Below are 25,975 nucleotides of genomic sequence, written 5' to 3' on the forward strand. Positions count from 1 at the left end.
GCCGATCCCCGCCCCGCACCGGGATCTCCCCGCCGCTCACGCCGGGCCTGGCCCCGCGCCGCGCTGTTTGTAGAGGCTGATGCTCACCGTCCGGTTGTCCTCGACCGTCGCCTCGACCTTGCCGGCCAGCGCCGACAGCACGGTCCACGCGAACGTGTCCCGCTCCGGGGCGCGCCCGTCGGTGGTGGGCGCGGAGACGGTCACTTCCAGTGAATCGTCGATCAACCGGAAGACGCAGCTGAGGACGGAGCCCGGCACGGCCTGCTGGAGCAGGATCGCGCAGGCCTCGTCCACCGCGATGCGGAGGTCCTCGATCTCGTCGAGGGTGAAGTCCAACCGTGCCGCGAGACCGGCCGTGGCCGTTCGCAGCACCGACAGGTAGGCACCCGCAGCCGGCAGCCGGACTTCCACGAAGTCCTGGGTCCCGGGCTCGCCTGCGATCTGGGACACCCTCACCTCCAAGGTGGTACGAGCTCTGTTCGCCGGTGACGCTATCGCGATCCGGGCGATCGTGTCGCGGCACCCCTCGTGACGCCTCATGACGCCCGCCGTGGAGCGACCGGGCCGACCCCACCTCCGTGCAGTGACTGATGGTAAACCCATGAGTACGCACAGTGGCTAGGGGTCTGCGGGCCCAATTCGGGGGAACCGGCGGAGGGTTGAACTACCCCGCTTCAGACGATCGAACCGTCGACGAAACACCAGCGCCACGTCTCGCCCGGTTCGAAGCTGCGCATGACCGGATGGCCCGTCTCCTGGTGGTGCGCGGTGGCGTGCCGGTGGGGAGAGCTGTCACAGCAGCCCACGTACCCGCACCCCAGGCACATCCGCAGCTGCACCGGATGACTCCCGAGCACCTGACATTCCGGGCAGGTCAGCGCATGCGGGACGGGCTCGGGGCGCGGCAGTTCGGCAACGTGGGTGCACTCGCTCATGATGGCCAGGTTACGGGCAGGCTGCGGACGCGACATCGGCGACGACGGATGGGGATGGATCTTCGATGGAGGTATTGCCGCTGGTGGCGCTTGTGGCGGTCAGTGCCGCCGTGGCGGGTGCGGCCCGGCGCACGCCCGTGCCGGCCCCGCTGCTGCTGGTCGCCGTGGGGCTCGTGGCGGCCTACGTGCCGGGGGTGCCCTCGTACGCCCTCGACCCGCACATCGTGCTGCCGCTGCTGCTCCCGCCGCTCCTGCACACGGCCGCGGTGGACAGCTCGTACCTGGACCTGCGGGCCAACCTGCGGCCGATCGCCCTGCTGTCGGTGGGGTACGTGCTGTTCGCGACGCTCGCGGTGGGCTGGGTGACGTACCTGCTCGTGCCCGGGGTGTCCCTGCCGGTGGCGCTGGTGCTGGGCGCGGTCGTGGCCCCGCCGGACGCGGTCGCGGCGACCGCGATCGCCCGGAGGCTGGGACTGCCGAACCGGGTGACGACCATCCTCCAGGGCGAGTCCCTGGTGAACGACGCCACCGCCATCACCGCCTACAAGGTGGCCCTGGCCGCCGCGGTCGGGGTGAGCGCCGGCTGGGCGGGCGGGGTCGCCGAGTTCCTGCTGGCGTCGGTGGGCGGCGTCGGGGTGGGCCTGCTGCTCATGGTCCCGATCCACCAGCTGAGGAAGCGGCTGCGGGAGCCCCTGCTCCAGAACACCCTGTCCCTGCTGATCCCCTTCGTGGCGTACGCGGCCGCCGAGCGGGTGCACGCGTCGGGCGTCCTCGCGGTGGTGGTCGTGGCCCTCTACCTGGGGCACCGGAACTGGCAGGTCGACTTCGCGACCCGGCTCCAGGAGGAGGCGGTGTGGAAGGTCGTCGCGTTCGTCCTGGAGTCGGTGGTCTTCGCCCTGATCGGCCTCCAGCTGCCGGTGGTCCTGAAGGGGCTGGGCGAGTACGAGGGGCTCGCGGCCGCCTGGTACGCGGTCGCGGTGTTCCTCGCCGTGGTGGTGACCCGGTTCCTGTGGGTGTTCCCGGCGACCTTCATGCCGAGGTGGGTCTCGGAACGGATCCGCACGCGGGAGCCCGACACCGACTGGAAGTCCCCGGTGATCGTGGGATGGGCCGGGATGCGGGGGGTGGTCTCCCTGGCGATCGCCTTCTCGGTGCCGATGACCGTGCCGCACCGCAACCTGATCCTCTTCCTCACCTTCACGACGGTGATCGGCACCCTCGTGGTGCAGGGCCTGACCCTCCCGCCCCTGATCCGGGCGCTGCGGCTGCCGCCGCGCGACACCCAGGCGGAGACCCTCGCGGAGGCCCAGGCCCAGAGCGAGGCCTCACGGGCGGCGGAGGAACGCCTGGCGGAACTCCTGGAGGCCCCGGAGAACAGCACCCTGCCGCCGCCCCTGGCGGACCGGCTGCGCACGGTCCTGGAGCGCCGCCGCAACGCGGTGTGGGAGCGGCTGGGCGAGGTCAACCCGGTGACGGGCGAGTCGGCGGACGACGTCTACCGCAGGCTGGCCCGGGAGATGATCGAGGCGGAACGAGAGGTCTTCGTGACCCTCCGCGACCGCCGCCGCATCGACGACGAGATGCTCCGGGGCCTGCTGCGCAGGCTGGACCTGGAGGAGGCGGCGGCGTACCGCGAGGAGACGGGCTGAGGCCTGCCCCCGGCCCCGCGAGGGAGCGACGGCCCGCCCTACCCCCGCCCCGTCACCACCGCCGCCACCCTCGTGCCCCGGGGGAAGGCCCCCGCCCGGGTCAGGGCGGTCAGGGCCCAGAGGAGCTTCGCCACGTAGACGCGTTCCACCGGGAGGCCGTGGCGGGACTCGAAGTCCCGCGCGAAGTCCTCCAGCGGCCGGGGGACGCGGGCGTAGCCGCCGTGGTCGTAGCCCTCGGCCAGGGTCCAGGAGCCGGCCGGGCCCCCGAAGGCCTGCGCCTGGAGGGAACGTATCTCCGCCCCGAGGAAGCCCCCGGCCAGGACCGGGACGCCCAGGGCCCGCTGGGCGGGGGAGAGCCCCGCCGCCAGGCCGGCCAGGGTGCCGCCCGTGCCGCAGGCCACCGCCGCCACGTCGCAGACGTCCCGCAGCTCGCGGCCCAGTTCCGCGCAGCCCGTGAGGGCGGGCGCGTTGCTGCCGCCCTCCGGGACCACGTACGCGTCGCCGGCACCGGCGGCGGCCAGGAGGCGGGGGAGGACCTCCGGGTCCGCCTTGCGCCGGTACTCCGAGCGCGTGATGAAGTGCAGCCGCATCCCGTCCGCCGCGCAGCGGGCCAGGGAGTCGTTGAGGGGGCGGTCCGCGAGCTCGTCGCCCCGGACGATGCCGACCGTCCCCAGGCCGAGGAGCCGTCCGGCGGCCGCCGTGGCCCGCAGGTGGTTGGAGTAGGCGCCGCCGAAGGTGACGAGCCGGTCGTGGCCCGTCTCCAGGGCCGCCCGGAGGTTGGGGGCGAGCTTGCGCCACTTGTTGCCGGGCAGCTCCGGGTGGACGAGGTCGTCCCGTTTGAGCAGGAGCCGCACCCCGTGCGCGGCGAAGCGTTCGTCGGCCGCCTCGACGAGGGGGGACGGCGGGCGCGGGCGCAGCTCGGGGTGGGTCACCCTTCCATTGTCACTTCAGCCGGTCGGCCACCCGTTCGCGGAGCCAGTCCATCGCGAACCCCTTGGGGTCGATCTTGCCGGGCTGCCATTCGAGGTGGCCGATGACCGAGCGGGCGCCCCACTCGTGGACGCGGCAGAGGGCCGCCGCCGCGCGGGTGACGGCGTCGAGCTGGACGGGCGGCCAGGGGTCCTCGCCGTCGCCGAGGTTCTCGCACTCGAAGCCGTAGAAGTAGCGGTTGCCGTCGGTGTCCGCGTGGTGGTCCGGGGGGAGCCGGCGTTCCGCGACGACCGCCGCGAGGACGTCGGAGTCGCCGGCGCCGGCGTGGTTGGCCCGGCCGTAGCCGACGAGGTGGACGCGGCCGTCCTTGGTGATGACCCCGTGGCAGAGCGGGCCGGGCAGGGCCCGGTCCCCGTCGCGGCAGAGTTCGACGGTGTAGTCGGTGCCGTGGGTGACGGTGTGGTGGATCATCACCCCGTGCACGGGTCCCCAGGGGCCCTTGTGGTTGCGGTTGTGCGTGCGCCAGTGGCCGACCTCGACGACGGTCAGGCCTTCGGCGCGCAGGGCGTTGATGAAGCGGTCCGCGGACATGGGTGCGGACATGGCCGCCTCCCTTACGGTACGTGCTCGGTTCGTTACGTACCGGTGTAGTGGAGGCGGCCCTTCCGCGACTAGGGCGGGTTTCGGCCAGTCAGGCCGAGGCGAGCCAGAGGTCCGGGCCGAAGACCTCGTAGTAGATGTCGGCGGCGGGGACCCCCTTGGCGAGCAGCTGTTCGCGCACCGACCGCATGAAGGGCAGCGGGCCGCAGAGGTAGGCCTGGGTGCCGGGGGCGACCGGGGTGTCGCCGAGGTCGAGGAACCCGGTGGCGTCGCCCGGTTCGGCGCCCGACTCGTACCAGAAGCGGACCGAGGCGGCGGGGAGCTTGAGCGCCAGGGCGCGGTGATCGGTGCGCAGCGCGTGGTCCGCCGGGGTGCGGTCGGCGTGGACGACGGTGACCGGCGCCGGGTGTCCGGTCTCGGCCAGGTGCTCCAGCATCGAGACCATCGGGGTGCAGCCGATGCCGGCGGAGGCGAGGAGGACCGGTGCGGTGGAGTCCCGCAGGACGAGGTCGCCGTACGGGGCCGAGACGCGCAGGGTGTCGCCGGTGCGGATGTGAGCGTGGAGGTGGCTGGAGACCTCGCCGTCGGGGCCGGGGCCGCCGTGGACGCGCTTGACCGTGATCGTGCGGACGGGGGAGCCGGGGGAGCCGGAGAGGCTGTACTGGCGGATCTGGCGGGCGCCGTCGGCGAGTTCGGTCTGGACGGAGACGTACTGGCCGGGCTTGAAGCCGGCCGCCGGGGCGCCGTCGACGGGGACGAGGTGGAAGGTGGCGCAGTCGGCGGTCTCCTCGACCCGGGCGGCCACGGTCCACTCGCGCCAGACGTCCTCGGCCAGGACCCGGTGTTCGGCGTAGAGGCGCTCCTCGATGGCGATGAGGGCGTTGGCCATCAGCCAGTAGACCTCGTCCCAGGCCTCGGCCACCTCGGGGGTGACGGCCTCGCCGAGGATCTCGGCCATGGCCTCGAAGAGGTGCCGGTGGACGACCGGGTACTGCTCGCGGGTGACGCCGAGGGAGGCGTGCTTGTGGGCGATGCGGCCGAGCATCACGTCCGGGCGGGTGTCCGGGTGCTCCAGCAGGTGGGTCGCGAAGGCCGCGATGGACCCGGCGAGGGCCTGCTTCTGGAGGCCGGCGTTCTGGTTGCCCCGGTTGAAGAGGTCGCGCAGGAGCGCCGGGTGCGCCGCGAACAGCTTCTCGTAGAACAGCTCCGTGATGTCGCCGATGGCCGCCCCGACGGCGGGCAGGGTGGCGCGTACGGTCGCAGCCGACTTCTCGGACAGCATGGGGGCTCCTCGCGTGAGTGGCTAATTGGTATCTGAGGTTCGTATTTACGACCGCGCCGGCGCCTGCGCCGGACCGCTCCGCCGGGTGCGGAGCCGCGTCCGGGGACGGGGTCAGCCGGCCGGGGTTCCGGCGGGGCCGCGGGTGGTTCCCGAGAGGCCGAGGAGGAGGGGGCCCGTGGGGGCCGCCACCAGCTCGTCCACCGTGAGCGGGTCCAGGGCGGCGAAGAAGGCCTCCTGGGCCCGGCGCAGCGCGCCGCGCAGGACGCACGCCCCGCGCAGCGGGCAGGGCGTGGCCCCGTCACAGTCGACGACGTCCCCCTCGCCCTCCAGCTCGCGCACGACGCCGCCCACCGAGGCGGCCCGTCCGGCCGCCGTCAGCGCCAGTCCGCCGCCGCGGCCGCGCCGCGCCTCGACGAGGCCGAGGTGCTGGAGCCGGGCGACCACCTTGGCGGTGTGGGTGTACGGGACTTCCATGGTCGCCGCCACCTCGCGGGTGGTGGGGAGTTCCGCGTCCTCGACCGCCAGGCGCATCAGGACGCGCAGCGCCAGGTCGGTGAATCGGGTCAGCCTCATGGCGTCAGCGTAGAAAAACTGGCATCGGAGATGCAAATTAGGAGAGGCGCCGAATCTTCGATGCTGCCCATTCCGGCCGGGAGTAGTCCCACCCTTTTGTGTAATGGTCTGACCACATTGCGTGCTGAAAGGCTTCTCCACCGCAGACCATGGAGTGATCGAAAGGCGAAGACATGTCGGTCCAGGCGGGCTCCGAACCCGAAGCCCAGACACCGCAGCGCAGTCTCGGCACCGCGGCGGCGCGGAACTTGGCCAGCACCACCAAGTCCGCCCCGCAGATGCAGGAGATCACCTCGCGGTGGCTCCTGAAGATGCTCCCGTGGGTCTCCGTCCAGGGCGGCACCTACCGGCTCAACCGCCGCCTCAGCTACTCCGTGGGCAACGGCGTCGTCGAGTTCGTCAAGACCGGCAGCCGGGTCCAGGTCATCCCCGCCGAACTCGGCGAACTGCCCCTGCTGCGCGACTACACCGACGAAGAGGTCCTCACCGAACTCGCCGCGCGCTGCCGGCAGGTCGACTTCGAGGCCGGCCAGGAGCTCACCTCCTTCGGCAGCCCCTCCGACCAGGTCTTCCTCCTCGCCCACGGCCGCATCGACCAGATCGGCCCCGGCCCCTACGGCGAGGACGCCGTCCTGCGCACCGTCGCCGACGGCGCCTACTTCGGCGAGGACGCCCTCACCGACGAGGAGGCCATCTGGGAGTACACCGCCCGCGCCGCCACTCCCGGCACCGCCCTCGTCCTGACCCGCCAGGACTTCCAGCTCCTCGCCGACCGCGTCCCCGCCCTGCGCGCGCACGTGGACGGGGTGCGGACACGGCCCGAGCGGCAGGCCAACCCGTACGGCGAGGCCGCCATCGACCTCTCCGCCGGCCACCACGGCGAAGCCGTCCTCCCCGGCACCTTCGTCGACTACGAGGCGCGCCCTCGCGAGTACGAACTCTCCATCGCGCAAACGGTCCTGCGCGTCCACACCCGCGTCGCCGACCTCTACAACCACCCGATGAACCAGACCGAGCAGCAGCTGCGGCTCACGGTCGAGGCGCTCCGGGAGCGCCAGGAGCACGAGATGCTCAACAACCCCGACTTCGGCCTGCTCCACAACGCCGACTACGACCAGCGCATCCAGCCCCACGACGGCGCGCCCACCCCCGACGACTTCGACGCGCTGCTCAGCATGCGCCGCGACTCGAACCTCTTCCTCGCCCACCCCAAGGCCATCGCCGCCTTCGGCCGCGAGTGCAACAAGCGCGGCCTCTACCCCGAGACGGTCGACGTCGCCGGGACCCGGGTGCCTGCGTGGCGGGGCGTGCCCATCTTCCCGTCCAACAAGATCCCGGTCAGCGACACCCGGACCACGTCCATCCTCTGCATGCGCACCGGCGAGGAGAACCAGGGCGTGATCGGGCTCCACCAGCCCGGCATCCCCGACGAGATCGAGCCGAGCATGTCCGTGCGCTTCATGGGCATCAGTGAGCAGGCGATCATGTCCTACCTGGTCACCGCCTACTTCTCCGCCGCCGTGCTCGTCCCCGACGCGCTCGGCGTACTGGAGAACGTCGAGATCGGCCGCTGGCGCTGATGACCGCGCACACCATCGCCGCCGGCGAGGGGCAGGAAGCGGCCGCCCTGCTGGACGACACGAGAGAAACGGTCAACCCGGAGCTGCGCCGGGCCGTCGAGAGCCTGCCCGCCCTCACCCGGCGGGTGGCGATGTACCACTTCGGCTGGGAGCACGAGGACGGCAGCCCGGCCGCCGTCGGCGCGGGCAAGGCCATCCGCCCGGCCCTGGTCCTCGCCTCCGCGCGGGCCCTCGGCGGCCCGCAGGGCGGTGCGGAGTCCGTCGTCCGGGCGGCGGCGGCCGTGGAGCTGGCGCACAACTTCACGCTGTTGCACGACGACGTCATCGACAACGACGCCCGCCGGCGCGGACGGGCCACCGCCTGGACCGTCTTCGGGATCCCCGACGCCCTGCTCGCGGGCGACGCCATGATGGCGCTCGCCCTGCGGCTGCTCGCCGACGACCCGCACCCGGCCTCGGCGCGGGCCTCGGCGCGCCTCGCGGCCTGCATCGTCGAACTGTGCGCCGGGCAGCAGGCGGACTGCGCCTTCGAGCGGCGCGCGTCGGTCTCGCTGGAGGAGTGCCTGGCCATGGCCACGGCCAAGACCGGCGCCCTCCTCGGCTGTGCGTGCGCGGTCGGCGCGCTGTACGCGGGCGCCGGGCCGGAGGCGGTCGAGGCGATGGACGCCTTCGGGCGTCAGGCGGGCCTGGCCTTCCAGCTGATCGACGACCTGATCGGCATCTGGGGGGACCCCGGGCACACCGGCAAGCCCGCCGGGGCCGACCTGCTCGCCCGCAAGAAGTCCCTGCCGGTCGTGGCCGCCCTCACCTCCGGCACCGAGGCCGGGGAGGAGCTCGCCGCCCTGTACGCCGGCCCCATGACCGGGGACGGCGACGTGGAGCGGGCCGCCCGGGCCGTGGAACGGGCCGGGGGCCGTGACTGGGCGCAGGCGCACGCCGGCGACCGGATGGGCCGGGCGGTGCAGGAGCTGTCCCGCGCGGTGCCGGACGTGGCGGAGGCGGGCGGGCTGCTGTCGCTCGCCGAGTTCGTGACCCGCCGCACGCGGTAGCGGCGGGGGAGGAGGACGGCGGAGGCTCGTTCCGGCATCACGGGGGTGCCGGAACGAGCCTTTCCGCGCACTGCGGCCAACTCTAGGATCACTTGCGGTAGTTGACTCGCGAGTGAAGGGTGTGACCTGTGGTGCTGGAGATACGCCAGGCGGATCAGTCGGACCGGGACGCCGTCGCGCGCCTGCTGGACGAGGCCTTCCGCAGCGACCCGGTCAGCTCCTGGGTCTTCCCCGATCCCGCCCACCGGGCCGCCGTCCACGGCAGGTTCCTCGGGGTCTTCGTGGACGTGGCGCTGTCCGAGGGCCGGATCGACTACGCCGCGGACGGTTCGGCGGCCGCGCTGTGGCTGCGGATCCCGGCCGGGGAGCCGGAGGGGGAGGACGAGGTGCCGGCGAGGATGCGCGCGGTGGCCGACCCCGGCAACGAGCGGTGCGAGCTCGTCGGACGGCTGACGGGGGCGGTGCACCCCACGGCCGAGGAGCACGAGTACCTGCTGATGATCGCGGTCGCGCCCGGCCGGCAGGGCGAGGGACTGGGTACGGAGCTGATCCGGCCGGTGCTGGAGGGCTGCGACCGGGAGGGGGTGCCCGCGTACCTGGAGGCGAGCAGCGAGCGGAGCATGCGCCTGTACGAGCGGCTGGGCTTCGAGTTCACCGGCGAGGCGGTGCGCCTGCCGGACGGCCCGCTGATGTGGCCCATGTGGCGCAAGCCGCGCGGATAGCGGAGGGGCGGAGGTCCTTGCGTAACCACTTCAGCTGAAGTACTTTAAATGCCGTGCCCCGGACATCGACGGCACCCCCGAACGGAAGAGATCTCGCTTGCGCAAGCTCACGTACTTCGTCGCCACCACCGTCGACGGCTTCATCGGAGCCCCGGACGGAGATGCCGATTTCATGTACGCCTACGTCGACCAGGAGTTCCTCGGACACCTGATCGCCGAATACCCCGAGACGATCGCCGCCGCCGGCCGGGCCCACCTCGGCCTCGCCGACGTGGCCCCCAAGCGCTTCGACGCGGTGATCATGGGCCGGGGCACCTATGAACCGGGCCTCAAGGCCGGCATGACCAGCCCCTACGGCCACTTCCGGGAGCAGTACGTCGTCTCGCGCTCCCTCACCGAGGCGCCCGCCGGCGACGTGCGCCTGATCAGCGGGGACATCGCCGCACACGTCCGGGAGCTCAAGGCGCGGGACGGGCTCGGCATCTGGCTGTGCGGCGGCGCCGACCTCGCGGCGCAGCTGGCCGACGAGATCGACGAGTACGTCGTCAAGACCTACCCGGTCGTGGCCGGCACCGGCATGCCGATGTCCCGCACGGGCTTCGGGGTGCGCGAGCTGGAGCTGACCGGCTGCACCGCCTTCGGCGGCGGCCAGGTCGTCACCTCGTACGACGTCAAGCGCTGACCGGGCGGACGCGCCGAACCGGCCTACCGTGGAGGTATGGCCGGTGAACAGCAGCAGCACGCACACGAGACGGTCGCCCCGCAGGCCGGGCACGCCCAGCGGACGTGCCCGGCCTGCGGGAGCCCCGTGGAGACGGTGGTCCGCCGCCGCAAGTCCCTCGGGATCTTCGTACCGCAATGGGGCCCGGGCCCCTGCCGGAACCCGCGGTGCCCGCAGTACGCGCCCGCGGAGGGATGACCCCCCGCGGGCGCCTGCGGTCACTCCCGGGGCTCAGCCCTTGCTGTCGAGGCCCGAGGCGACCAGGCCGTTGGCCCACAGCTGGTTGACGCGCGAGCGCTCGGTGCTGTTCGGGTAGGCGTTGGTGCACGAGGTGCCCGGCCCGCCGCCCGACATCAGCTCGCTGCACGGACCCGAGTAGTGGTCCGGCAGGCCCAGCACGTGCCCGGTCTCGTGCGCCGTCACGCGGGTGGAGTTGTACTGCTGGTTCTGGGCGTAGTCGAGGAAGATGTAACCCCGGCCGTGCCCGTCCGTGCTCGCGTACGAGCCGCGCGAGTCGTTGCCCTCGTAGTACGAGAAGTTCCCGCCCGAGGACACCTCCTGGAGCTTCACGTTGGCGACCGAGCCGTTCCAGATGCGGGTCGAGTTGGCTATCTGGGTACGGAAGCTGGGCGCGTTGCGGGTGTTGTACGTGACGGTGACGACGGCCGTGGCGCTGGGGTTCGCGGCGCGCTGCTCGGCGACCGCACGCCGGACCGCCTCGAAGAACGCCTTGTTGGCCGCCTGGTTCTCCGCCGAGCGCTCGTACGCGGCGTAGCTCGCCGGGCTGCCGCCCGCCGGGGTCGCGGCCGTGGCGGTGGGCACGACGCCGCCGAGCGCGGCGGCGACACCGAGGCCGACGGAGGCGACGGACAGCATGGTCCTGCGGGAGTGGCGCATGTGGGGGGCTCCTACTCATCAGGTGCGGTGGGGGGTGGATGGGTGATCCGGTACCGGAGTCTGCGGGAGCGGGAGGGGCCGGCGGATGATGTCAGAGCCCGATAACACCGCCCTATCGGGGGGTTTCGGAGAGATTTACCTTGGTCAACTAGCGTGAGAATGGCGGGATTCGGGGGGCTATCGGCGGCTGGTGCGGCCCCCTGGGGCCCGCCTACCCTCAGGTCATGGAGCTCGAGGTGAGGCACCTGCGCGCGCTGTGCGCCATCGCCGACGCCGGCAGCCTGCACAAGGCCGCCCGGCAACTCGGCGTGAGCCAGCCCTCCCTGACGACGCAGCTGCGCCGGATCGAACGGGCCCTGGAAGGCGAGCTGTTCCTGAGGGAGCGCACGGGCTGCCGCCCGACTCCCTTCGGCCGCACGGTACTCGGACGGGCGCGGCCGCTCCTCGCCGAGATGGCCGCCCTGGTCGCCGAGGCGCGGGCCGCCGCGCACGGCCCCCGGCTGCGGATCGGCTCGACCGCGAGCCGGGCCCTGCCGGGGTGGCTGCGCCGGCTGCACCGGCGCGCGCCGGAGACGGAGACCACGCTGGTCGTCGACGTCTCGGCGAACGCGCTGCTGCGGATGACCGCCGCCGGACAGCTGGACGTGGCGTTCGTGCACGAGGTGGAGGGCAGCCCGCTGCGCGTGCCGGACGGCCTGGAGCTGCGGGTCCTGATGGAACGCGAGCCGCAGTTCGTGTCCATGTCCCTGGACCACCCGGCCGCCCGTTCGCCGGTGGTGGAGTTACAGGACCTGGCCGGGGACCGCTGGACGGTGGACCCCTCGGTCGACGGCGAATGGGACGGCCTGCGGCGGGTGTTCGCCCGCGCCGGCCTGACCCCGCAGGTCCTGCACGCGGACTACCACACGGCCGCGTCGCTGATCGTCTCCGGCGAGGCGGTGGCCCCGTGCCAGCCGACGTCGGGCCCCCGCGACGACATGGCGATCCGCCCCCTCGCGGGCGACCCCCTGGCGGTGCGCCTCCTCCTGGCCACCCGCCCGGGCGAACACGCGGAGGCCTACGACGACCTCCGCGACGCCTACCGCGAGGCGGCCCTGGGCACCCCGCCCTACCGGGCCTGGCTGTCCCGCCAGGGAAGCTCACTGCTGGTGGCTTAGGCGCCCGGCCCGTCGGATCGCCACGCGCTCCTCTCCTCTCAGCGGAATCCCCCTCCCCCCTTCCCCCCGCCCCCTTGAGGGCGCGACGGCGCGCCCCTGTCGTGTGTGCTTGACTTCGCGACACCGCGATATATCGTGTTCTTCAGAAGACGCGATATGTTGCGTGCGTCAGCCCACGAGGAGGAGCAGCACCATGCCTGAGCAGATGACCTGGTCCGTCCCCGCCCCCCAGCGGCTCACCTTCGAGCAGCCCGTCACCGACCTGCGGGTTCGCGTGGTGGGCGGCACCGTGAACGTCGTGGCCGCCGAGGACGGGCCCGCGCGGCTGGAGGTCGGCGAGGTCGACGGGCCGCCGCTGCACGTGGTGCAGGAGGGCGGCACGCTCACCGTGTCCTACGAGGACCTGCCCTGGAACGGTTCCCAGGGGTTCAAGAAGTGGTTCGAGGGCAAGCCCTGGAAGGCCTGGTCCGGTTCCTCCCCCGACGGGCGCAAGGCGTGGGAGCGCAGCGTGACCGTCACGCTGACCGTGCCCGCCGCCACCGCCGTGCAGCTGGCCACCGTCAGCGCGACCGCCTTCGTCTCCGGCATCTCCGGCGCCACCGACGTCAACGGGGTCTCGGGTGACGCGACCCTGGTCGGTCTGTCCGGGCGGGTCAAGGCGCACACCGTGTCGGGCAGCGTCGAGGTGCAGTCCGTCACCGGTGAGCTCGGCTTCCACTCGGTCTCCGGCGGTCTGACGGTCGTCGACGGCGCGGGCGGCAGCGTACGCGCCGACTCGGTCAGCGGTGACATGCTCATCGACCTCGCCCCCGAAGGGGCGGCCCCCAGGCCGGTGGACATCTCCCTCAACTCCGTCTCCGGCCAGGTCGCCATCCGCCTTCCGCACCCCGCCGACGCCAAGGTCGAGGCCAACACGGCCACCGGCAGCGTCTCCAACGCCTTCGAGGACCTGCGCGTCACCGGGCAGCTGGGCGCGAAGCGGATCACCGGCACCCTCGGCAAGGGCTCCGGCACGCTGCGGGCCACCACCGTCTCCGGGTCCATCGCCGTCCTGCGCCGCCCGCCGGCCGACGGCGAGGCCCCGGCCCCCCTCCAGCTCGACAAGAAGGTGCTCTGACATGCCGCCCGTCTTCGCCCACGGCCGTCTCCGCCTCTACCTCCTCAAGCTGCTGGACGAGGCGCCCCGGCACGGCTACGAGGTGATCCGTCTGCTGGAGGAGCGCTTCCAGGGGCTGTACGCGCCCTCCGCCGGCACCGTGTACCCGCGGCTGGCGAAGCTGGAGGCCGAGGGGCTCGTCACGTACGCCACCGAGGGCGGGCGCAAGGTGTACTCGATCACCGAGGCGGGCCGTGCCGAACTGGCCGACCGGGGCGGTGAACTGGCCGACCTGGAGCTGGAGATCCGCGACTCGGTGTCCGAGCTGGCCGCCGAGATCCGCGACGACGTGCGGGGCGCCGCCGGCGATCTGCGGCGCGAGATGCTGGCCGCCGCCAACGCCTCGGCGACGCAGGTCGAGGACGAGTCCTGGAAGGCCGCCAAGGAGGAGCTCCGCAAGGCGCGCCAGGAGTGGAAGGAGCAGGCCCGCCGGGCCAAGGACGAGAGCCGCCGGGCCCGTGAGGAGGCCCAGCAGGCCCGCCGCCAGGCCAAGGAGGCGCAGGAGCGGGCCCGCGAGGAGGTGCAGCGGATCGCCGCGCAGCTCCAGGAGCAGTTCAGCAAGACGGGCGGGGTGTTCGGCAGCATCGCCGGGGCCTGGCTGGGCAACGGCTCCTCCGCCGCCCCCGAGACGCCCACCGCCCCCGGTCCCTCGGGTTCGGCCTGGGCCGAGGACCTGGCACCCACCGCCGATCCGGCGCGGGACCTGGACCGGCTGCTGGACCGCTTCCGTGACGACATCCGTGACGCGGCCCGCGACCACGGCGTCACCCCGGCCCAGCTGTCGGAGGCCCGCGCCCATCTGGCGGCCGCGGCCGCCAGGATCGAGGCGGGTCTGCGGCCGGGCGCGTAGCCGGGGCGCAGCCGGGCCGCCGGGCCGTCAGGCGGCGAGGGCGGTTTCCACCGTCGCGTACGTGACCCCGTGGTCCGCGAGGACTTCGGAGACCGTGCCGGGGCGGGTGAGCAGGGCCAGGAGCAGGTGCGGGGTGCCGATGGAGGGGTCCTTGCGGCCCAGGGTGATGCGCAGGGCCTGTTCCAGGGTCTTCCTGGCGCCCTGGGTGAAGGGGAAGTGGCGCCGCTTCGGCTCGGGACGGCCCAGGGCCTCGCGGAGGGAGGCGCCGAGGCCGCGCCTGCGGGGTGCGGGGGCCGAGAGGGCGCCCTCGCCGTGGGTCTCCTCGATCCGGGAGACGATCTCGGAGAGGTCGATGCCCAGGCCCGCCAGGGCCTCCTCGTCGGCCTTGGAGATCCCGCCCCGGCGGCGGGAGGCCTCCAGGTCGGCGGTCAGTGCGGGGCGGTCGACGCCCAGGGCGTCCAGTGCGCCCCGGTCGAGCAGGGACAGCAGCAGGTGTTCCTCGGTGACGGTCTCGGACCCGGCCGCGACGGCCTGGGCGACGGCGCCCGCCACCGCGTCGCGCGCGTCCCGGGTGAATCGTTCGAACATCACAGCCTCCCGTGCTTCTTGTGGACGGCCTGCCGGCTGACGCCGAGCTCGGCCGCGATCTCCTGCCAGGACCAGCCCTGGGCGCGGGCGCTGCGTACCTGGACGGCCTCCAGCTGCTCCAGCAGCCTGCGGAGGGCGGCCACGGCACGCAGGCCCACGCGGGGGTCCCGGTCTCCGGCCCGTTCGGCGAGATCGGTGGCTTCGGTCATGGATGTCAATCTAGGTTGACGCGGGAGGAGTGTCAACCCCGATTGACAAGCCGGAGGCCGGGCCGGGGCGGACCGGACCGGCCCGGGCCGTCCGTTCAGACCGTGAGCACGATCTTCCCGAACAGGTCGCCGGATTCCAGGCGTTCGAAGCCCTCACGGGCCCGGTCCAGCGGGAGGACCTCGTCGATGACCGGGCGCACGCCGGTGGTCGCGCAGAAGGCCAGCAGGTCCTCCAGCTCGTCCTTCGTGCCCATCGTCGAGCCGACCACCTTCAGCTCCAGGAAGAAGATCCTGCGCAGCTCCCCCTGCGGAGGGGTGTCGCCGCTGGTGGCGCCCGAGATGACCAGGGTGCCGCCCGGGCGCAGGCACTTGACGGAGTGGGACCAGGTGGCCGCGCCCACCGTCTCGATCACGGCGTCCACCCGGTGGGGGAGCCGGGCGCCCGGCGGGAAGGCCTCGACGGCGCCGAGTTCCACCGCCCGCTTGCGCTTGGCCTCGTCCCGGCTGGTGGCGTAGACCCGCAGGCCCGCCGCCCGGCCCAGGACGATCGCGGCGGTGGCGACGCCGCCGCCGGCGCCCTGGACGAGGACGGAGTCGCCGGGGCGGACCCCGGCGTTGGTGAAGAGCATCCGGTACGCCGTCAGCCAGGCGGTCGGCATGCAGGCGGCCTCGGCGAACGAGAGCTCGGCGGGCTTGCGCAGCACGTTCCAGGCCGGGACGCTCACCTGCTCGGCGAAGGTCCCCTGGTAGCGCTCGGTCAGGACGGAGCGGGGCTCGTCCGGGCCGACGCCGTGGCCGCTCTGGCCGATCACGGAGTGCAGGACGACCTCGTTGCCGTCCTGGTCGGTGCCGGCCGCGTCGCAGCCGAGGATCATGGGCAGTTTGCCGGCGTCGAGGCCGACCCCGCGCAGGGACCACAGGTCGTGGTGGTTGAGCGAGGCGGCTTTGACGTTGACGGTCACCCAGCCGGGGCGGGCCTCGGGGGCCGGGCGTTCGCCCAGCTCAAGGCCGTTCAGCGGCTGGTCTCGGTCGATTCGGGCGGCGTAGGCAGCGAACATGGCGCCAGAGGCTACCGGTCGGTAAGGCCCGTGACCAGGGGCGGGGGGTTTCGGATGGGCATGAGTGGAAGCGGAGTGGGTTCTCCCAACTACCGTCCGTGCCACGAGGTTTGTGTGCCTCATAGGGCTAAACGGAATAGATCGGCAGCCCTTGGAGGGGGGTAATATTCAGGCCATGCGGTGGCCCGTCGTGCACGTGTCGCGTGCCCCGCACACTCCTTTTGCGTTCCCGGGGCGCCCTTTCGCGCGCTCTTTCCGCGCGCCCGCTCGTACCCGGTCGTGTCCGGCCGAGCCGGTGAGGAGGCCCACGGCCGGCCGCGGCGAAGGACCCGGGACGTCCCCTCCCCGTTCGGGGGCGGGGAGGGTGCGTTCCCCTGCGCGGCGGCCCTCCGTACACGAAGAGGCCCGGCCGGATCACTCCGGCCGGGCCTCACCCGTTCAGCCCCACGGGGCTCCGCCCGTCGCTCAGACGAGGCGGGCCACCCCGTCGGCCTTCGCCGCCGCGGCGACCGCGGCCGTGACGGCCTCGGCGACGCGCTCGTCGAACGGCGAGGGGATCACGTAGTCGGCGGCGAGCTCGTCACCCACGACGCCGGCGATGGCGTCGGCGGCGGCGATCTTCATGCCCTCGGTGATCCGGGTCGCGCGGACCTTCAGGGCACCCGCGAAGATGCCCGGGAAGGCCAGCACGTTGTTGATCTGGTTCGGGAAGTCCGAACGGCCCGTGGCCACGACCGCCGCGTACTTGTGCGCGACGTCGGGGTGGACCTCCGGGTTCGGGTTGGCCATGGCGAAGACGAAGGAGTTCGCCGCCATCGTGGCCACCGCCTCCTCGCCGACCGTGCCGCCGGAGACGCCGATGAAGACGTCCGCGCCCGCGAGCGCCTCCTCCAGCGTCCCGCTGAGGCCCGTCTTGTTGGTCAGGCCCGCGATCTCCGCCTTGACGTCCGTCAGGTCGGTGCGGTCCGCCGAGACGACGCCCTTGCGGTCGGTGACGCAGACGTCGCCGATGCCCGCGTCCACGAGGATCTTGGCGATGGCGATGCCCGCCGCGCCGGCGCCCGCGATCACGGCGCGCAGGTCGCCGAGGGTGCGGCCGGTGAGCTTGGCCGCGTTGCGCAGGGCGGCCAGCGTCACGATGGCCGTGCCGTGCTGGTCGTCGTGGAAGATCGGGATGTCGAGCGCCTCCTGGAGGCGCCGCTCGATCTCGAAGCAGCGGGGGGCGGAGATGTCCTCCAGGTTCACCCCGCCGAAGGACGGCGCCAGACGGATGACCGTCTCGACGATCTCGTCCGTGTCCTTGGTCGCGAGCGCGATCGGCACCGCGTCCACGCCGCCGAACTGCTTGAACAGAATCGCCTTGCCCTCCATGACGGGGAGGGAGGCCTCGGGACCGATGTCACCGAGTCCGAGCACGGCCGTACCGTCGGTGACGACGGCGACCACGTTGGACTTCCAGGTGTACTCGTTCACGAGCTCGGGCTGCTCGGCGATGGCGGTGCACACCTTCGCCACGCCGGGCGTGTAGGCCAGGGACAGGTCATCCTTGTCCTTGACGGGCACGGTGGCCTGGATGGCCATCTTGCCGCCCCGGTGCAGTGCGAACACCGCATCGGGGTTGTTGTCCGTCGCACTGTCACTGCGAGGGTTGACGATCTCCGCTGCCACTTCGTGTGACCCCTTAAGTCCTTTGATCATTGAGGGTGGCCACTCCTGGTTAAGGGGTGGGCGGGCACCGCGTCCGTACTCCGCGTCGACGGTTGGCCCGTCTCCTCGGAGGGGAGGTTCGTACGCGCGGGCGCGCCGCACGCGCGCCCTGAGCCCCGGATGAGGGGTGTAAGGATCTGTTCTACCCGAAGAGCACACGCCCAGACGAGTCGATTCCGGACCGATCGTAGGTTGCTTGTCCCGGTTTTGGCCAAAAGTCCAAAGGTCTCTGTCCAACAGGCGAGACGCACGGGAAATAGTGAGGCGAAAATGCCAGGTCACGGCGGTTTGTGCGGCTCCGGGGGGCCTTGCCCGCAGTCCTGTTGGGTAGTCGGGGGCGCCCGTTATCTGATTTTGACCTCACGGGCACCCTGAATGCGCCAGTCCGAATGGCAAGATGCCGTAATCACACAAGGTCGCGGCACTCGATGGTGCGTGCTCGACCTGTTCTCGGATGCTTTTCCACCCCCGTCGGAGGAACCAGCTCATGACCGCAAGCACCACCCGTCGTACGACCGCCGCCCGGTCCCGCATCGCCGCGGTCGGCGCGATCGCGGTCGCCGGCGCCCTGATCCTCACCGGCTGTGGCGACCAGACGAACAAGTCCTCCTCGGGCACGGGTGCCGGTGACAGCAGCGCCCCGCTGTTCTCCAAGCTCCCGAAGAAGATCCAGGACGCGGGTGTCATCAAGGTCGGCTCGGACACCGCCTACGCCCCGATGGAGTACGTCGACAACGGCAAGATCGTCGGTGTCGACCCGGACATCGCCGAGGCGCTCGGCAAGCAGCTCGGCGTGAAGCTCCAGTTCACCTCCGGCACCTTCGACGGCCTGATCACCTCCCTGGAGACCGGCCGCCAGGACGTCGCGATCTCCTCGATCACGGACAACAAGAAGCGCCAGGAGGGCCTCGACGACAAGGGCGCGAAGATCGGCAAGGGCGTCGACTTCGTCGACTACATGTCCTCCGGCGTCTCGCTCCTGGTCAAGAAGGGCAACCCGGACAACATCAAGTCCCTCGACGACCTCTGCGGCAAGACGGTCGCCGTCCAGCGCGGCACCATCTACGAGGACACCTTCAAGGCCCAGGCCGAGAAGTGCGGTGACAAGAAGCTCACCATCGAGGCCTTCGACACCGACGCCGACGCCCAGGTCCGCGTCAAGGCCGGCGGCGCCGTCGCCGACCTGAACGACTTCCCGGTCACCTCGTACATCGCGAAGACCTCGGGCGGCGGCAACGACTTCGAGGTCGGCGGCCAGCAGTCCGACGTCGGCCTCTTCGGCATCGCGGTCTCCAAGGACAACACCCAGCTCCGCGACGCCCTCAAGGAAGCCGTGGACGCCATCATCAAGGACGGCTCCTACGCCAAGGTCCTGGAGAAGTGGAACGTGAAGGACGGCGCCGTGCAGTCCGCCACGATCAACGCCGGCAAGTAAGACCCGAAGCGCTCCACTGAAGGGCAGTCATTGTGACTGACAAGATCGACAAGGGTCCGGCCGCTACTCCGCCGGCCGGGCCCGGCGCCTCGGGCACCACCCCTTACGAGGCCATCAAGGCAATCCCCGTACGGCACTACGGCCGCTGGATCAGCGCCGTGGTCGTGGCCGTACTGCTGGCGTGGCTCGTCTACGCCTTCTCCCAGGGCAAGATCATCTGGGCGACGGTCGGCGACAAGCTCTTCGACTCCTCCGTCCTGAGCGGCCTCGGCAACACCGTCGTCATCAGCATCACCTCGATGGCGCTGGGCCTCGTGCTCGGCATCCTCTTCGCGGTGATGCGCCTCTCGAAGAACCCGGTCACCAGCTTCGTGGCCTGGCTCTACATCTGGTTCTTCCGCGGCACCCCGGTCTACGTGCAGCTGCTGGTCTGGTTCAGCCTCCCGCTGATCTTCCAGTACATCAACCTGGGCCCGATCTACAAGAACGAGACCGTCGACGTCATGACGCCGTTCATGGTCGCCCTCCTGGGCCTCGGCCTGAACGAGGGCGCCTACATGGCGGAGATCGTCCGCGCGGGCATCCAGTCCGTCGACGAGGGCCAGTCCGAGGCCTCCCACGCGCTCGGCATGACCCAGACGCAGACCATGCGCCGCGTCGTGCTCCCGCAGGCCATGCGCGTGATCATCCCGCCGACCGGCAACGAGTTCATCAACATGCTGAAGACCTCCTCCCTGGTCTCGGCGGTCCAGTACACCGAACTCCTGCGGGCCAGCTCCAACATCGGCAGCACCGCCGGCGCGGTCATCGAGATGTACTTCGTCGCCTCCATCTGGTACCTCGCGCTGACCAGCGTCTTCAGCGTCGGCCAGTACTACCTGGAGCGCCGCTACGCCCGCGGCTCGCTGCGCAGCCTCCCGCCCACCCCGTTCGAGCGGCTCAAGGCCAACCTGAACATGTTCCGCCGTACGGAGGTGGCGAAGTGACCGCCCAGCCGATGGTCAAGGCCGAAGGCGTCCACAAGTCGTACGGCGCCGCCCACATCCTGCGCGGCATCGACCTTGAGGTCGCCCCCCGCGAGGTCTTCTGCCTGGTCGGCCCGTCCGGCTCCGGCAAGTCCACCTTCCTGCGGTGCATCAACCACCTGGAGCGCATCAACGCCGGCCGGCTCTCGGTCGACGGCCAGCTGGTGGGCTACAAGCAGAAGGGCGACAAGCTCTACGAGCTGAAGGACAGCGAGGTCGCGGCCCAGCGCCGGGACATCGGCATGGTCTTCCAGCGCTTCAACCTCTTCCCCCACATGACGGCCATAGAGAACGTCATGGAAGCCCCGGTCATGGTCAAGGGCGAGTCCAAGGCGGTGGCGCGCGAGCGCGCCGTCAAGCTCCTGGACCGGGTCGGCCTCGGGGACAAGGGCGGGAACTACCCGACCCAGCTCTCCGGCGGCCAGCAGCAGCGCGTGGCGATCGCCCGCGCGCTGGCCATGGAGCCGAAGCTGATGCTCTTCGACGAGCCCACCTCGGCCCTCGACCCGGAGCTGGTCGGTGACGTCCTCGACGTCATGCGCGACCTGGCCGAGTCCGGCATGACCATGGTCGTGGTGACCCACGAGATGGGCTTCGCCCGCGAGGTCGGCGACAACCTCGTCTTCATGGACGGCGGCGTCGTGGTCGAGTCCGGCCACCCGCGCGACGTCCTGGGCAACCCGCAGCACGACCGCACCAAGGCGTTCCTCTCCAAGGTGCTCTGACCGGTGCTCTGACCGGTGCCCTGAGCGCTCGGCGAAGGGGCGGTACGGATCTCCGTACCGCCCCTTCGCGCTGCCGCCGGAAGTTACGCCTTGAGACCTAGGACCAGGGCGTCCGAGGGGGAGCGCCAGACCGTACGGGCCTCCGCGAAACCCGCCTCGCGCAGGGTGCGGGCGTGCCAGGCCTCGTCGGGGGTGTCCCCGTCGGCGTGCTCCCCGTAGATCGCGAAGCGGGCCGCCGTCGGCTCGGCCAGCACCGGGTCGGCGGCCGCCAGGGCCCACCAGTCGCGCCAGTCCAGGACCCCGTCCGCCTTCGCCCGGTCCATCCCGGCGTGCCGCTGGGCGCGGTCGGCGGCGTTGATCAGCGGGGTGGAGGGGTCGGGCATGTGGTCGGCGTTCATGAAGACCCCGCCCGGGCGGACCAGCGGTGCGATCTGCCCGTAGAGGACCGCCAGCTCCTCGCTGTGCAGCCAGTGCAGGGCCGTCGCGGTCAGGACGGCGTCGTAGGAGTCGTACGGGAGCGCGGCGCGCCAGTGCGGGTCCTTGAGGTCGGCGGTGACGAAGGTGACCCGGTCGTCGCCGGCGAAGTGGCCCCGGGCGATCGTCAGCAGGGCGGGGTCGAGATCCAGCCCGGTGCTGACCGCCTCCGGGAACCGTTTGAGGAGGCGGTCCGTGATACTTCCCGTACCGCACGCGAGGTCCAGGACCCGGGGCGCGGGGCCGGTCAGCGCCTCGACCATGTCCAGCATCACCCGGAACCGCTCCTCGCGGTCGGGCATGTACCACTCCTGCTGGCGGTCCCAGCTGTCCTGCCAGGCCTGCCAGTCCGTACCGAACGAGCCAGTCGCCGTATCCGTCATCCCGAACCCCTCCATACGTAATACCCTCGAAGCAAGAGCAGCCGTTACCGGCGGCCGTGATCGACCCTAACCCGCAGCCGTAAGGACTACAAGTGGAACTGGCCCATTACTCGGACTATGCCGTGCGCCTGGTCAACACCGAGGAGCCGGCCCGCAACAAGGACGCCCTCACCTCGGCGGACGACGTCCGTGCCCTCTTCGGCCCCAGCACGCAGATGGCCCGCCGGGTCACCGACACCGACGTCACCCGCTTCCGCAACGTCCGGGGCCGGCTGCGCGCCGTCTTCGAGGCGGCCGACGGCGGCGACCACGTCCTCGCGGTCGACCTCCTGAACTCCCTGCTCATGGAGTTCCCCGTCAGCCCCCAGGTCTCCGGCCACGACCTCGTCGGCCCGGACGGCCGCCCCGACTGGCACATCCACCTCGCCGACCACCCCTCCAACGCCTCCGCCGGCTACGCCGCGATCGCTTCCTTCGGGCTGGCCTTCCACCTCACCGCGCACGGCCCCGACCGGCTCGGCCTCTGCCAGGCCCCGCCCTGCCGCAACGCCTACCTCGACACCTCCACCAACCGCTCCCGGCGCTACTGCTCCGACCGCTGCGCCACCCGCGCCAACGTCGCCGCCTACCGTGCCCGCAAGCGCCTGGAGGCCGAGGAGTCCGCCCGCAGCGGCCGCACCGCCGACAGCGCCCAGGAGAGCCGGGCCCTCAGCGAACTCTGATGCACGGGGCGGGGCCGCAGCCGCAGCACCGCCCGCGCCAGCACGAGCTCGTCGGGGACGGCGCCGTAGTCGGTGCTGTCCCCGGTCTCGTTGAACGGGTTGTCCCCGAGCATCCACCAGCCGCCCGGCCGCCGCTCGGCGGCCCGCTTGACCACCAGCAGGTCCTGCTGGAGCGGATGCCGGAACACCACCACGTCACCCGGCCGGACCAGCGCCCCGTACCGGACCACCATCCGGTCCCCGTGCAGCAGCGTCGGCACCATCGACGGCCCCGTCACCTCCGTGATCCCCGTCCGCACCCGCGCCCGCCCGCTCTCCGCCATCCGTGGCCTCCTCGTCCCTGCCCGCATGCTGCCCCACGGCCCCGTAGGTTCGCTCACCGCACCTCGGCGGAGGCTGGACTTTTGTCCTAAGCCCATGGGGGCGCCCGCGATTTCCGTCTTCTCAGCGAGTAATCTCCACCCTTGAGAAGACGATCACGAGGAGGACCCACTCCATGCTTTCCCGCTTCTTCGCCCCCAAGGTGAAGGTCTCCGCCCACTGCGACCTGCCCTGCGGCGTGTACGACCCGGCTCAGGCCCGTATCGAGGCCGAGTCCGTCAAGGCCGTCCAGGAGAAGTACCAGGCCAACGAGGACGCGGACTTCCGCGCGCGCGCCATCACCATCAAGGAGCAGCGCGCCGAGCTCGCGAAGCACCACGTCTCGGTGCTGTGGAGCGACTACTTCAAGCCCCCGCACTTCGAGAAGTACCCCCAGCTGCACACCCTGGTCAACGACACCCTGAAGGCCCTCTCGGCCGCCAAGGCGTCGAACGACCCGGCGACCGGCGCCAAGGCTCTGGAGCTCATCGCCGAGATCGACCGCATCTTCTGGGAGACGAAGGCCGCCTGATCCAGGCCTTCCCCCGGCACCACCACCGAGGGGCCCGACCGCATGAAACCACCATGCGGCCGGGCCCCTCGGTCGTACGCGCCACGAGGCGCACGCGCTGGTCCGCGTGCGCGCCCGGCGGGCTACTCGTCGTCGTCCTCGTCGTCGTCCAGCCGGGCCAGCCAGGTGGCGAGGCGCTCGACCGGGACCTCGAAGTCAGGGTTGAGGTCCACGAAGGTGCGGAGCTGCTCGGCGAGCCACTCGAAGGTGACCTCCTCCTCGCCGCGCCGCTTCTCCAGCTCCTCGATGCCGCGATCGGTGAAGTACAAGTCGGGCTCCGTGCCGTGTCGAAGATGGGGTGTTTCCCGCCAGGATAATCCGGCTCCCCGGCGACACCTCCCGATGTCCCGCCCACGGCGCTAGCGTGGACCGAGCCCGCTGGGACGGGCGGGGGAGGGGGGTCTCGGGATGCCGGACGGGCGCACGGGCGGATCCGCGCGCGCCTTCGAGCTCCTGGAGCCCCTGGTCCGGGCCGCCACCGTACGCGTCCACGCGGCCCCGGGCGGGTATGACAGCGCTGGGACCGGACCCACCTGGGGGAGCGGCTTCTTCATCGCCCCCGGCTGGGTCCTCACGTGTGCGCACGTCGTCGGTGAAGGGGGTGCCGGGGTGCGTCTTGCGGGGCGTGAGGTCGGCATCAGCTTCTTCCCCGGCGGAGACACCACCGCCGGCGGGACGGTCGCCGGGCGGGTGGAGTGCGTCCTGCCCGAGCGGCTGGAGGAGCGCCGGCCCGGGAGGCGGGCCCTGTGGGACCTGCCCGACCTCGCGCTGGTCCGCGTCCTGTCACCCGTCACCCACACCTGCGTCTGGCTCACCGACCGCGCCAGACCCCGGCTCGACGAGGCCGCCTACTTCGGCTGCACCGAGGAACTCGGCATCCGCGAGATCACCGGCCGCACCACCCGGCTGCGCGGCATCGCCGGCGGCGGCGCCGCCATCCGGCTGGGCGACGAGGACGAGATCGAGGCCGGCATGTCCGGCGGGCCCGTCGTGGACCTCGCGCGCGGGGAGGTCATCGGCGTGGTCAAGGCCCGCCGGCACACGGGCGGCGGCGGGCTCGCCGTCTCCGTGGCCCAGCTGCGCACCCTGCCGATGGCCGCGACCGGCCAGACCGGGCTCTACCGCCGCGTCATGCAGGCCCACGACCTCTACCACTACGACCGGCACCTGAGCGACCTCGACAACCGCCGCACCTGGACCGACGTCCACGACCTCCTGGCGGACGACGGGGCGGACGCGTACGGCGGGCGCGGCCGGCTCACCCCCGGCGAGCGGACCACCCTGTGCGGGCTGCTCGCCGAACTGCCGCCGCCCGGCTCCTCGGAGGCCGTACGGGAGCTCGCGGAGCAGGCACGGGGCGAGGAACCCGACGGCACCCTCCCGGCCCCGCTCAGCTGGCGCGACGGCCTCGGGCTGCTGCACGACCCGCCCGGAGCGGGCGGCGAGGCCGCCGCGATGCTCCGCTACGCCACCGGCGTGAGCGTCGCCGACCACCGCGAGCCCCCCGCCCCCGGCGCCGACGAGGAGCTGTGGGACTGGGTCCGCGCCACCGCCGAACGGCTGTGGCGCCCCCTGCGCCGGGAGCTCGCCGAACGGCACGAACGGGGCCTGGACGAGCGGGAGCGGCGCCGCCGGCAGGCCGCCGGCCGGGCGGCACTGGGCCGCACCCGGCGGCCCGACGGGCTGCCGGCCGGGCCGTCGGTGCTGCTGGAGGCCTGGGCGCACGGCTGGGAGGACGTCTACGACTGGCGGGTGTCGGTCCTGGCCGGCCCCGCCCGGCCCGGCCGGGTCACCCCGGTCGCCGCCGGGGTACGGGCCCGCCTGGCCGGCCTGCCCGAGGCGCTGCGGGCCCCGCTCGCCGAGGGGTTCCGCCGCTGCGACACGCACGAGGCGGCCGCCCTGCTCGAAGTGGCCGTCGCCCCCGAGCTGTTCGGGCTCGCCGTCGACGAGTGGGCCGTCTCGGGCGGGGTCCCGGTCGGGGTGCAGCGGCCGGTGGTCTTCCGCCACCCGGACGCCGCCCGCGGCCCCGCCGCCGAGGCGCGCTGGACCCGGGTCCAGGCGGGGCCCCTGCTGGACCAGCGCGCCGACTGCTCGCGGGGCCGCCCCCGCAGCCCCTCCCCGGCCTGGCTGGAGGGGCTGGCCGACACCGTCGTCCCCGTCCTGTGCCGGGACCCGGCCGCCGAACCGGCCCTGGGCGCGCTGCACTCCGTACGGGACGCCGGGTACGGGGTGGCGGTGTGCCGGCGGCCCCCGGCGGACCCGGGGGCCTCCTGCGCGCCGTTCCACCGGGGGCTGCGGGAGGAGCTCGCCGAGGCGGGCCGGGGGGCCGTCCTCCCGCAGCGCCTCCAGGCCCTGCGCCAGCGGGCCCACGGGGCGGACCCCGACGCGTACTGGGCGGCCGGGCTGGCCCTCGTCTGGGAGGACCCGGCCCGGGCCCTGCCGGAGGACGAGCCGCTCCAGGGGGACTTGTGAGGCGGGGGCGCCCCCGGCGGGCCGCGGCGCGCGGGACGCACGGCGGGGACGCGGGACGGATGAGCGCGGGACGGGTGGGCGCGGGACGGGTGAGCCCGGACGGCGGCCCCGGGCGGTTGTGCGGTCCGGTCCCGCCGGACGGCGG

General features: G+C 72.4%; 29 protein-coding genes. 15 read left to right on the forward strand and 14 right to left on the reverse strand.

The features are described from left to right. Window positions 1-36: 36 nt before the first annotated feature. Both ABT403_RS29585 and ABT403_RS29590 read right to left on the reverse strand, forming a co-directional pair. Window positions 37-450, reverse strand: coding sequence for an ATP-binding protein (locus ABT403_RS29585; protein ID WP_042816094.1), 414 nt, complete (start codon window positions 448-450; stop codon window positions 37-39). 224 nt (window positions 451-674) lie between these two features. Further along, the gene (locus ABT403_RS29590; RefSeq protein ID WP_042816105.1) at window positions 675-935 is read right to left on the reverse strand and encodes a UBP-type zinc finger domain-containing protein; all 261 of its coding nucleotides are present in this window, start codon (window positions 933-935) and stop codon (window positions 675-677) included. Window positions 936-1,000: 65 nt separating this feature from the next. On the opposite strand from ABT403_RS29590, the gene ABT403_RS29595 reads away from it, so the two are divergent. Further along, a complete protein-coding gene (locus tag ABT403_RS29595; protein WP_344164874.1) occupies window positions 1,001-2,584 on the forward strand; it encodes a Na+/H+ antiporter in 1,584 nt (527 codons plus the stop codon). Between the two features lie 38 nt (window positions 2,585-2,622). On the opposite strand, the gene ABT403_RS29600 is transcribed toward ABT403_RS29595, so the two are convergent. The 4 genes from ABT403_RS29600 to ABT403_RS29615 all read right to left on the reverse strand — a co-directional run bounded on the left by ABT403_RS29600 (window position 2,623) and on the right by ABT403_RS29615 (window position 5,969). Then, window positions 2,623-3,516, reverse strand: a complete 894-nt coding sequence (locus ABT403_RS29600) for a 1-aminocyclopropane-1-carboxylate deaminase/D-cysteine desulfhydrase (protein WP_344164876.1) — start codon at window positions 3,514-3,516, stop codon at window positions 2,623-2,625. Window positions 3,517-3,526: 10 nt separating this feature from the next. Beyond that, entirely contained in the window at window positions 3,527-4,117 is a 591-nt protein-coding gene (locus tag ABT403_RS29605; RefSeq protein ID WP_344164879.1) for an N-acetylmuramoyl-L-alanine amidase, read from the reverse strand. Window positions 4,118-4,205: 88 nt separating this feature from the next. After that, complete coding sequence (locus ABT403_RS29610) at window positions 4,206-5,396, reverse strand: globin domain-containing protein (RefSeq protein WP_344164883.1); 1,191 nt, start codon at window positions 5,394-5,396, stop codon at window positions 4,206-4,208. Between the two features lie 111 nt (window positions 5,397-5,507). After that, window positions 5,508-5,969: an RrF2 family transcriptional regulator gene (locus ABT403_RS29615; protein ID WP_344164886.1), complete on the reverse strand. Its 462-nt coding sequence runs from the start codon at window positions 5,967-5,969 to the stop codon at window positions 5,508-5,510. 173 nt (window positions 5,970-6,142) lie between these two features. On the opposite strand from ABT403_RS29615, the gene ABT403_RS29620 reads away from it, so the two are divergent. From ABT403_RS29620 to ABT403_RS29640, 5 genes are all read left to right on the forward strand, one after another. Then, complete coding sequence (locus tag ABT403_RS29620) at window positions 6,143-7,549, forward strand: family 2B encapsulin nanocompartment shell protein (protein ID WP_344164889.1); 1,407 nt, start codon at window positions 6,143-6,145, stop codon at window positions 7,547-7,549. After that, window positions 7,549-8,598, forward strand: coding sequence for a family 2 encapsulin nanocompartment cargo protein polyprenyl transferase (locus ABT403_RS29625; RefSeq protein ID WP_344164892.1), 1,050 nt, complete (start codon window positions 7,549-7,551; stop codon window positions 8,596-8,598). Before ABT403_RS29620 ends, ABT403_RS29625 begins: the two co-directional genes overlap by 1 nt. Before the next feature lie 128 nt (window positions 8,599-8,726). Next, on the forward strand, window positions 8,727-9,320 hold the full coding sequence (locus ABT403_RS29630) for a GNAT family N-acetyltransferase (protein ID WP_344164895.1): 594 nt from the start codon (window positions 8,727-8,729) through the stop codon (window positions 9,318-9,320). A 97-nt stretch (window positions 9,321-9,417) separates the two neighbouring features. Beyond that, the gene (locus tag ABT403_RS29635; RefSeq protein ID WP_344164898.1) at window positions 9,418-10,002 is read left to right on the forward strand and encodes a dihydrofolate reductase family protein; all 585 of its coding nucleotides are present in this window, start codon (window positions 9,418-9,420) and stop codon (window positions 10,000-10,002) included. A gap of 36 nt (window positions 10,003-10,038) precedes the next feature. Then, window positions 10,039-10,239, forward strand: coding sequence for a hypothetical protein (locus ABT403_RS29640; RefSeq protein ID WP_344164901.1), 201 nt, complete (start codon window positions 10,039-10,041; stop codon window positions 10,237-10,239). Window positions 10,240-10,272: 33 nt separating this feature from the next. Here the strand turns inward: ABT403_RS29640 and snpA are convergent, their stop codons facing one another. Next, on the reverse strand, window positions 10,273-10,938 hold the full coding sequence (gene snpA, locus ABT403_RS29645; RefSeq protein ID WP_344164904.1) for a snapalysin: 666 nt from the start codon (window positions 10,936-10,938) through the stop codon (window positions 10,273-10,275). A gap of 224 nt (window positions 10,939-11,162) precedes the next feature. Here snpA and ABT403_RS29650 point away from each other — a divergent pair, with 224 nt between their 5' ends. From ABT403_RS29650 to ABT403_RS29660, 3 genes are all read left to right on the forward strand, one after another. Further along, window positions 11,163-12,095 carry a LysR family transcriptional regulator gene (locus tag ABT403_RS29650; protein ID WP_344164907.1) on the forward strand — a complete coding sequence of 311 codons (933 nt, stop codon included), beginning with the start codon at window positions 11,163-11,165 and terminating at the stop codon, window positions 12,093-12,095. 193 nt (window positions 12,096-12,288) lie between these two features. Continuing rightward, entirely contained in the window at window positions 12,289-13,212 is a 924-nt protein-coding gene (locus tag ABT403_RS29655; RefSeq protein ID WP_344164910.1) for a DUF4097 family beta strand repeat-containing protein, read from the forward strand. Between the two features lies 1 nt (window position 13,213). Continuing rightward, window positions 13,214-14,101, forward strand: coding sequence for a PadR family transcriptional regulator (locus ABT403_RS29660; RefSeq protein WP_344164913.1), 888 nt, complete (start codon window positions 13,214-13,216; stop codon window positions 14,099-14,101). A gap of 27 nt (window positions 14,102-14,128) precedes the next feature. Here the strand turns inward: ABT403_RS29660 and ABT403_RS29665 are convergent, their stop codons facing one another. The 4 genes from ABT403_RS29665 to ABT403_RS29680 form a co-directional block, all read right to left on the reverse strand. Continuing rightward, window positions 14,129-14,689, reverse strand: coding sequence for a Clp protease N-terminal domain-containing protein (locus ABT403_RS29665; RefSeq protein ID WP_344164916.1), 561 nt, complete (start codon window positions 14,687-14,689; stop codon window positions 14,129-14,131). Continuing rightward, entirely contained in the window at window positions 14,689-14,898 is a 210-nt protein-coding gene (locus tag ABT403_RS29670; RefSeq protein ID WP_042818984.1) for a helix-turn-helix domain-containing protein, read from the reverse strand. Before ABT403_RS29670 ends, ABT403_RS29665 begins: the two co-directional genes overlap by 1 nt. A 95-nt stretch (window positions 14,899-14,993) precedes the next feature. Beyond that, the gene (locus ABT403_RS29675) at window positions 14,994-15,956 is read right to left on the reverse strand and encodes a zinc-binding dehydrogenase (RefSeq protein WP_344164921.1); all 963 of its coding nucleotides are present in this window, start codon (window positions 15,954-15,956) and stop codon (window positions 14,994-14,996) included. 465 nt (window positions 15,957-16,421) lie between these two features. Next, a complete protein-coding gene (locus ABT403_RS29680; RefSeq protein WP_425580258.1) occupies window positions 16,422-17,624 on the reverse strand; it encodes an NAD(P)-dependent malic enzyme in 1,203 nt (400 codons plus the stop codon). A gap of 526 nt (window positions 17,625-18,150) precedes the next feature. Here ABT403_RS29680 and ABT403_RS29685 point away from each other — a divergent pair. Genes ABT403_RS29685 through ABT403_RS29695 form a run of 3 tightly spaced genes read left to right on the forward strand, consistent with a single transcriptional unit; the run spans window position 18,151 to window position 20,848 of the window. Continuing rightward, window positions 18,151-19,098: an ABC transporter substrate-binding protein gene (locus ABT403_RS29685; RefSeq protein ID WP_344164924.1), complete on the forward strand. Its 948-nt coding sequence runs from the start codon at window positions 18,151-18,153 to the stop codon at window positions 19,096-19,098. Between the two features lie 32 nt (window positions 19,099-19,130). After that, a complete protein-coding gene (locus tag ABT403_RS29690) occupies window positions 19,131-20,084 on the forward strand; it encodes an amino acid ABC transporter permease (RefSeq protein WP_344164927.1) in 954 nt (317 codons plus the stop codon). A gap of 11 nt (window positions 20,085-20,095) precedes the next feature. Then, a complete protein-coding gene (locus ABT403_RS29695; protein WP_344165881.1) occupies window positions 20,096-20,848 on the forward strand; it encodes an amino acid ABC transporter ATP-binding protein in 753 nt (250 codons plus the stop codon). Window positions 20,849-20,931: 83 nt separating this feature from the next. On the opposite strand, the gene ABT403_RS29700 is transcribed toward ABT403_RS29695, so the two are convergent. After that, complete coding sequence (locus ABT403_RS29700) at window positions 20,932-21,705, reverse strand: class I SAM-dependent methyltransferase (protein ID WP_344164930.1); 774 nt, start codon at window positions 21,703-21,705, stop codon at window positions 20,932-20,934. 92 nt (window positions 21,706-21,797) lie between these two features. Here ABT403_RS29700 and ABT403_RS29705 point away from each other — a divergent pair, with 92 nt between their 5' ends. After that, window positions 21,798-22,427 carry a CGNR zinc finger domain-containing protein gene (locus tag ABT403_RS29705; RefSeq protein WP_344164933.1) on the forward strand — a complete coding sequence of 210 codons (630 nt, stop codon included), beginning with the start codon at window positions 21,798-21,800 and terminating at the stop codon, window positions 22,425-22,427. On the opposite strand, the gene sodX is transcribed toward ABT403_RS29705, so the two are convergent. Then, on the reverse strand, window positions 22,331-22,750 hold the full coding sequence (gene sodX / locus ABT403_RS29710) for a nickel-type superoxide dismutase maturation protease (RefSeq protein WP_344164936.1): 420 nt from the start codon (window positions 22,748-22,750) through the stop codon (window positions 22,331-22,333). The genes ABT403_RS29705 and sodX overlap by 97 nt on opposite strands. 173 nt (window positions 22,751-22,923) lie before the next feature. Between sodX and sodN the strand changes: the two genes are divergently transcribed. Next, on the forward strand, window positions 22,924-23,319 hold the full coding sequence (gene sodN, locus ABT403_RS29715; protein ID WP_007266490.1) for a superoxide dismutase, Ni: 396 nt from the start codon (window positions 22,924-22,926) through the stop codon (window positions 23,317-23,319). A gap of 122 nt (window positions 23,320-23,441) precedes the next feature. Here sodN and ABT403_RS29720 read toward each other — a convergent pair whose 3' ends face one another. Continuing rightward, window positions 23,442-23,627, reverse strand: a complete 186-nt coding sequence (locus tag ABT403_RS29720) for a DUF6104 family protein (RefSeq protein WP_024761804.1) — start codon at window positions 23,625-23,627, stop codon at window positions 23,442-23,444. A 139-nt stretch (window positions 23,628-23,766) separates the two neighbouring features. Between ABT403_RS29720 and ABT403_RS29725 the strand changes: the two genes are divergently transcribed. Further along, on the forward strand, window positions 23,767-25,830 hold the full coding sequence (locus ABT403_RS29725) for a VMAP-C domain-containing protein (protein ID WP_344164944.1): 2,064 nt from the start codon (window positions 23,767-23,769) through the stop codon (window positions 25,828-25,830). Window positions 25,831-25,975 lie beyond the last annotated feature (145 nt).

This window comes from Streptomyces sp. NPDC000075 (assembly GCF_040301925.1).
Taxonomy (GTDB): Bacteria; Actinomycetota; Actinomycetes; order Streptomycetales; family Streptomycetaceae; genus Streptomyces; species Streptomyces polychromogenes.

Coding starts and splice junctions, on each gene's coding strand:
- ABT403_RS29590 (WP_042816105.1), bottom strand. CDS start 935: ATGAGCGAGTGCACCCACGTTGCCGAACTGCCGCGCCCCGAGCCCGTC.
- ABT403_RS29640 (WP_344164901.1), top strand. CDS start 10,039: ATGGCCGGTGAACAGCAGCAGCACGCACACGAGACGGTCGCCCCGCAG.
- ABT403_RS29650 (WP_344164907.1), top strand. CDS start 11,163: ATGGAGCTCGAGGTGAGGCACCTGCGCGCGCTGTGCGCCATCGCCGAC.
- ABT403_RS29725 (WP_344164944.1), top strand. CDS start 23,767: ATGCCGGACGGGCGCACGGGCGGATCCGCGCGCGCCTTCGAGCTCCTG.
- sodX (WP_344164936.1), bottom strand. CDS start 22,750: ATGGCGGAGAGCGGGCGGGCGCGGGTGCGGACGGGGATCACGGAGGTG.
- sodN (WP_007266490.1), top strand. CDS start 22,924: ATGCTTTCCCGCTTCTTCGCCCCCAAGGTGAAGGTCTCCGCCCACTGC.
- ABT403_RS29620 (WP_344164889.1), top strand. CDS start 6,143: ATGTCGGTCCAGGCGGGCTCCGAACCCGAAGCCCAGACACCGCAGCGC.
- ABT403_RS29655 (WP_344164910.1), top strand. CDS start 12,289: ATGCCTGAGCAGATGACCTGGTCCGTCCCCGCCCCCCAGCGGCTCACC.
- ABT403_RS29670 (WP_042818984.1), bottom strand. CDS start 14,898: ATGACCGAAGCCACCGATCTCGCCGAACGGGCCGGAGACCGGGACCCC.
- ABT403_RS29615 (WP_344164886.1), bottom strand. CDS start 5,969: ATGAGGCTGACCCGATTCACCGACCTGGCGCTGCGCGTCCTGATGCGC.
- ABT403_RS29605 (WP_344164879.1), bottom strand. CDS start 4,117: ATGTCCGCACCCATGTCCGCGGACCGCTTCATCAACGCCCTGCGCGCC.
- ABT403_RS29700 (WP_344164930.1), bottom strand. CDS start 21,705: ATGACGGATACGGCGACTGGCTCGTTCGGTACGGACTGGCAGGCCTGG.
- snpA (WP_344164904.1), bottom strand. CDS start 10,938: ATGCGCCACTCCCGCAGGACCATGCTGTCCGTCGCCTCCGTCGGCCTC.
- ABT403_RS29685 (WP_344164924.1), top strand. CDS start 18,151: ATGACCGCAAGCACCACCCGTCGTACGACCGCCGCCCGGTCCCGCATC.
- ABT403_RS29695 (WP_344165881.1), top strand. CDS start 20,096: ATGGTCAAGGCCGAAGGCGTCCACAAGTCGTACGGCGCCGCCCACATC.
- ABT403_RS29595 (WP_344164874.1), top strand. CDS start 1,001: ATGGAGGTATTGCCGCTGGTGGCGCTTGTGGCGGTCAGTGCCGCCGTG.
- ABT403_RS29675 (WP_344164921.1), bottom strand. CDS start 15,956: ATGTTCGCTGCCTACGCCGCCCGAATCGACCGAGACCAGCCGCTGAAC.
- ABT403_RS29665 (WP_344164916.1), bottom strand. CDS start 14,689: ATGTTCGAACGATTCACCCGGGACGCGCGCGACGCGGTGGCGGGCGCC.
- ABT403_RS29660 (WP_344164913.1), top strand. CDS start 13,214: ATGCCGCCCGTCTTCGCCCACGGCCGTCTCCGCCTCTACCTCCTCAAG.
- ABT403_RS29625 (WP_344164892.1), top strand. CDS start 7,549: ATGACCGCGCACACCATCGCCGCCGGCGAGGGGCAGGAAGCGGCCGCC.
- ABT403_RS29610 (WP_344164883.1), bottom strand. CDS start 5,396: ATGCTGTCCGAGAAGTCGGCTGCGACCGTACGCGCCACCCTGCCCGCC.